This is a genomic window from Thermogladius sp. (assembly GCF_049970955.1).
Classification (GTDB): Archaea; Thermoproteota; Thermoprotei_A; order Sulfolobales; family Desulfurococcaceae; genus Thermogladius.
This window is the reverse complement of record NZ_JBMFLY010000062.1, coordinates 1-4,978: the sequence shown is the minus strand read 5'-3', so window position 1 is coordinate 4,978 and position 4,978 is coordinate 1. Positions and strand designations below refer to the sequence as shown.

The window sequence follows — 4,978 nt, the reverse complement described above, 5'->3', positions numbered from 1 at the left end:
GTATATCAGGCCTTCCAGGGCCTTCGAGAACGTGTAGGTTAGGTGGGTCGCGGTCAGAATAATAGGAGTTGAAGAGATCACGTGATGTCTGGTCGTGTCGATGGCGGTGGCCGGGATCGAGGTAAGGGTGTTCAAAGAGCAAGACATCCCCGCGTTGCTGGAGATCGAACGGGAGTGTTTCCCACCAGACCTGGCTTACGACAGAGCGGTCTTCGAGGAGCTCTCCACGATGAGTAACGGCGTTATACTAGTAGCCGAAGTGGGTGGGAGAGTAGTTGGGTACGCCGCTGGTGTGGTCGAGGGGAGTTACGGGCACGTGGTCTCAATTGCCGTGGCTCCTAGCTGGCAGGGGAGAGGGATCGGGTCACTTCTCCTCGAGAAACTCGAGGAGAAGTTGAGGGGGCTTGGAGCAGCGTGCTTTGTGTTAGAGGTTGCCGTAGATAACGAGAGGGCAATAAGGCTTTACACAAAGAGGGGTTACCGGGTCGCCCGCGTACTCAAGGGGTACTATGGTGGGAGGGACGGGTTTCTCATGGTCAAGGGCTGTCTATACTTAAACGAGTAAGCATGGTCAGAAGCGTACAAGTTAGTGCTTTAGCTGTTTTCTCTATATGTCAAAAGTTAACGTTTATATATGGGCTGGTTCTCTAGGTATACCACGATAAGCCATGGACAGGCTGTTTAGGGACGTTTTCCCGTTTAGCGAGCCCCCAAAGATCAAAGTCGTTAACTGGGGTAAGGCTGACCTCTCCAAGATCTACTTGACCGACACGACCCTTAGAGATGGACAGCAGGGGTGGAAGTACCTCACTGTGGAAGAAGGGCTGGAGATCTACGAGCTACTCCACGAGATCGGGGGCAAGGGGTCTATACGCTCAACAGAGGTCTTCCTCTACACGGCGCGCGACAGGGCTCTCGCAAAGGCTATAATGGAGAAGGGTTACGAGTACCCCAAGCCTGTGGCGTGGATCAGGGCCAATCTCCAGGACCTCAACTTGGTGTCCGAGATAGGTTTAGACGAGGCGGTCGTTTTGATGTCGATATCGGACTACCACATAGTCTACAAGTTTAACTCGACTAGAGACGTAGTTATCGGTAAATACCTTAGCGTGGCAGAGGAGGCTTTCAAGAGGGGTATCACAATAAAGGCATCTCTAGAGGACGTGACTAGGGCGGATCTGGACAACGTGGTCATACCCTTTCTCCAGAAGTTGATCAACCTGAGCGAGAGGTACGGAGTTAAGCTGAAAGTCAAGCTACCCGATACGCTTGGCGTGGGAATGCCTTTCGAGTTCGTACCGCCGCCACGGGGTATCCCAGCTCTCGTCACACGCATTAGGGAGGAGACGAACCTGCGAGAGGAGGACATCGAGTTCCACGGGCACAACGACCTGGGGCTAGTCGTAGCAAACCACCTAGCAGCCTGGTTTTACGGCGCGGCCTCTTCCAACGTCACACTGCTGGGGATAGGGGAGAGGGCTGGCAACTGCCCCCTGGAGGTCATGGCGATCCACTACGCTGGCATAAAGGGGTTGTCGGACATAAACCTAAGGCCTCTGGGGAGGGTCAGGGAGCTGTTCGAGAAGATGGGGTACAGGGTGCCAGATCACCTCCCTATACTCGGCAAGAACGCCTTCAGGACTAAAGCTGGAATTCACGCTGACGGTTTGCTCAAGAACCCCGAGGTTTACCTGCCCTTCGACCCCTACTACCTCTTGGGCATACCCGTCAGCGTCGAGATCACCCCTCACTCGGGTAGGGCTGCTGTGGCTTTCTGGTTGAAGCAGATGCTGGGCGAGGACTCTATATCGAAGGACAGCCAGGCCGTACAACAGATCTTCGACGAGATAGTCCAGCTCTTTGAGAAGACTGGTAGGACACAGCCCCTGACAGACGAGGAGATGTTAGAGATCGCGTCGAAGTACTACCCCCAGCTGAGGAAAAAGCGGTGATTTCGGTGCCGTTCATCGAGAGAATTTTGTCGAAGAGGCTTGGCAAGGACGTCTCTCCGGGAGACATGGTCTTTGTACCCGTTGACCTAGTCTACGCGCACGACGGTACTGCCCCGCTCGTCATAGAAGTTGTAGTCAACGAGCTCAAGCTGGAGAAGAGGCTAGCGCGTAACAGGGCCTTCTTCTTTATAGACCACGCGTCGCCGGCACCGACACTGGCTGCTGCGACTGTTCACAAGAAGATGAGGGAGTTCGCGTCGAGGTTCGGGCTAGGCCTCTTCGATGCTGGCGAAGGGATCAGCCACCAGCTCGTGATCGAGAACGGCCTGGCCGGCCCAGGCGACATAGTGGTAGGCGCAGACAGCCACACGCCCACGGTGGGCGTCACAGGCGCCCTTGCCTTGGGTCTCGGCAGTACAGACGTAGCGGTAGCCCTATCCTACGGGTATACGTGGCTCTCGGTTCCCGAGACCGTCAAGGTCGTGCTGAGGGGCTCCCTCAAACATATGGTGATGGGTAAGGACGTAGCACTTTGGCTACTCGGGTTGAAAGACGTGGAGAAGTTTCACGGGAGGGTGATCGAGTACGCCGGCGACCTGCGGGCGATCGGGTTAGACGGCCTCGCAACGCTGACAAACATGTCCACGGAGATGATGGCCGTGACCTCTGTGATACCCCCCGAGGCCTTGCGCGAGCAGACCACTGGATCGTCGACGAGTAGCGGATACGTGGACGAGGTCAGCGTTCAACTTGGCGAGGTAGAGCCCATGGTCGCGAGACCACCCGACGTGTTCAACGTAGCCCCTGTGAGCTCTGTAGAGGGCGTCGAGGTCGACCAGGTGTTCATAGGCTCGTGTACGAACGGCAGGTTACAGGACATGGAGGTAGCTGCGAGGATCGCCAGGGGGAGGAGGGTCAAGAGTGGTGTGAGGTGTATAGTCGCACCTGCCTCGAGGAAGGTCTTGTTGGAGTCTCTTGAGAGAGGCTACATAGATGTTCTCTTAAAGGCGGGGTGTATACTGTCACCCCCGACATGCGGTCCTTGCGTAGGCGCCCACATGGGGCTACTAGCGGAGGGCGAGGTCGCCGTGTCTACTACCAACAGGAACTTCCCTGGAAGAATGGGGCACAGGAAGAGCGAGGTCTATCTAGCCTCACCCGCCACAGCCATGGCGTCCGCTCTAACCGGGAGAATAACCGACCCAAGGGTGTTCGCATGATCATAAGGGGGAGAGCCATCAAGCTAGGAGACGACATCTCCACAGACCACATAATATCGGGGAAGTACAAGTTCGAGTTCATAGACGATATGTCCAAGATGATACCCCACGTGCTGGAGGACGTGATACCCGAGTTCTACAAGAAGGTCGGTAAAGGGGACATCATAGTAGCTGGGCGGAACTTTGGTAAGGGTTCTAGTAGAGAGCACGCGCCCAGGCTCCTCAAGATGGTCGGTATAGGTGCCGTTGTAGCGAAGAGCTTCGGCTTCATATTCTACCGGAACAGCGTGAACATCGGTCTACCGGTCGTCAAAGCGAAAATCGTACCGGACACAGCCGAGTGGGGCGACGTAATCGAGGTCGACCTGGCGAGAGGGATTGTACGCGACGTTACTAAGGGGGTTGAGGAGAAAGTGCCCCCTTACCCCCCGGAATTCTTGGAGATAATCTCAGAGGGGGGTATTGTAGAGTACATAAAGAAGAGGGGTGGCTTACCGTGGTCTATAAGATAGGGGTCGTTAGAGGGGACGGTATAGGCCCCGAAGTGGTCGAGCAAGCGTTAAGGGTGTTATCCTTCATCGGCAACTTCGAGTTCGTGGAGCTGGGTATAGGGTATACCTACATGAATAGACACGGTGAACTCTACCAGAAAGACTTCTTCGACGTGGCGAGGAGAATGGACGCTGTTTTGAAAGGACCCCTCTACACCCCTTGGGACAGGCGCGACTTTAGGAGCTTGAACTACCTGATACGCAGAGAGCTAGACCTCTACGCCAACGTTAGACCCTTTAAGAGCTACGAGGGCCTGTCTCTGGGGAAGTTCGACTTCACGATCGTCCGCGAAAACCTCGAAGACCTGTACGTCGGCGTTGAGGGCGAGGTAGGGGGTGTAGCGGTCTCTGTCAGGTTCACCTCTAGACAAGAGGCTGAGCGCGTATCGCGGTTCGCGTTCGAGTACGCTAGGCGCGAGGGGCTCGAGAAAGTTACCCTGGTGCACAAGGCCAACATCTTGAAGTACACCGACGGGCTACTACGCGAAGTGTTCTTCGAGGTTGCAAAGGAGTACCCGGATGTCAGGGCCGAGGAAGTGCTCGTAGACACGTCTGCGTACAAGCTGGTCAAGGAGCCCTCCTCGTTCAGGGTGATTCTCACTCCCAACCTCTACGGCGACATCTTGTCCGACCTAGCCGCCGCACTTGTTGGGGGCTTAGGCCTCTGTGGCTCAGCTCAGATCGGGCCCAAGACAGCCGTTTTCGAGCCGGTTCACGGGGTAGCCTTCGATATAGCGGGTAGGAACCTCGCAAACCCCTACGGTATGTTAGAGGCGACAAGGCTTCTATTGAAGTACCTCGGGTGGGCACGCGGTGACGGCAACCTCCTGAAGTGGAGCAAGGCTTTAGAAGACGCTATCAGAAGAGCGATCCAGGAACAGAAGGCGTTCACACCTGACCTAGGGGGGAAGTACCACACTAACGAGGTGGGAGACGCGGTGTTGAAAAACCTCTCGAGAGAAAACAGTTAAATCCTCGTCGCATTATAGGTGCTTCAGCGGGTGTTAGTATGGAAACGAGTTAAACCCGATCAGGGAAGACGTCTTCTTAAGATGCATTAGGTGCGGGGCCGTCTTCAAGGGTGACCCCCTCCTCTTCAAGTGCCCGAGGTGCGGTGTCCCTCTCGAGGTCGTTATCAGGGGGCTGAGGTTCGAGGTATCAAGTGCGAGGGGGGTGTGGAAGTACAAGCTGATGTTGCCAGTGAAGAAGGACGTTGAGCCTGTATCGCTTGGCGAGGGCGACACTCCTCTCATAC

Annotated in this window: 6 protein-coding genes; 5 read left to right on the top strand and 1 reads right to left on the bottom strand. The window is 55.7% G+C overall.

Going from position 1 to position 4,978, the window contains the following annotated elements:
* The first annotated feature begins 100 nt into the window (after positions 1-100).
* From rimI to ACP5VX_RS06170, 5 genes are all read left to right on the top strand, one after another.
* Positions 101-565, top strand: coding sequence for a ribosomal protein S18-alanine N-acetyltransferase (gene rimI / locus ACP5VX_RS06190; protein WP_428725014.1), 465 nt, complete (start codon positions 101-103; stop codon positions 563-565).
* A gap of 103 nt (positions 566-668) precedes the next feature.
* The gene (locus tag ACP5VX_RS06185; protein ID WP_428725013.1) at positions 669-1,952 is read left to right on the top strand and encodes a homocitrate synthase/isopropylmalate synthase family protein; all 1,284 of its coding nucleotides are present in this window, start codon (positions 669-671) and stop codon (positions 1,950-1,952) included.
* 5 nt (positions 1,953-1,957) lie between these two features.
* Positions 1,958-3,172, top strand: coding sequence for a 3-isopropylmalate dehydratase/homoaconitate hydratase family large subunit (locus ACP5VX_RS06180; protein ID WP_428725012.1), 1,215 nt, complete (start codon positions 1,958-1,960; stop codon positions 3,170-3,172).
* Positions 3,172-3,684, top strand: a complete 513-nt coding sequence (locus ACP5VX_RS06175) for a 3-isopropylmalate dehydratase (protein WP_428725015.1) — start codon at positions 3,172-3,174, stop codon at positions 3,682-3,684. Before ACP5VX_RS06180 ends, ACP5VX_RS06175 begins: the two co-directional genes overlap by 1 nt.
* Positions 3,669-4,694, top strand: coding sequence for an isocitrate/isopropylmalate dehydrogenase family protein (locus ACP5VX_RS06170; protein ID WP_428725011.1), 1,026 nt, complete (start codon positions 3,669-3,671; stop codon positions 4,692-4,694). Before ACP5VX_RS06175 ends, ACP5VX_RS06170 begins: the two co-directional genes overlap by 16 nt.
* Before the next feature lie 33 nt (positions 4,695-4,727).
* On the opposite strand, the gene ACP5VX_RS06165 is transcribed toward ACP5VX_RS06170, so the two are convergent.
* Positions 4,728-4,978: hypothetical protein (locus ACP5VX_RS06165; RefSeq protein WP_428725010.1), on the bottom strand; the 251-nt coding region annotated here is incomplete at its 5' end.